Genomic DNA, 272 nt, shown 5'->3' on the forward strand with positions numbered 1-272 from the left:
CTCCTGTAGCGCGTCAACCTGACCCCGGCCGCCGACATCGCCCAGCGCCGTCCCCACGAGCTGTCCGGCGGCATGCGCCAGCGAGTGGCCATCGCCCGGGCCCTGGCGCCCGGAGCCCAGGTCGTCATCGCCGACGAGCCGGTCTCCATGCTGGACGTCTCCATCCGGCTGGGCGTGCTCAACCTGCTCGCCCGCCTCCAGCGCGAGGACGACCTCGCGGTGCTCTACATCACCCACGACCTCGCCACCGCGCGGCACTTCTCCGACGACAT

The 272-nt window shown here is 72.1% G+C and carries 1 pseudogene; it reads left to right on the forward strand.

Annotation, left to right across the window (positions count from 1 at the left end):
- Positions 1–9: 9 nt before the first annotated feature.
- Positions 10–272 (forward strand): annotated as a pseudogene (locus tag ACSNOK_RS34285) (ATP-binding cassette domain-containing protein); the annotation flags it as partial.

Source organism: Streptomyces sp. URMC 126 (genome assembly GCF_051386555.1).
GTDB lineage: Bacteria > Actinomycetota > Actinomycetes > Streptomycetales > Streptomycetaceae > Streptomyces.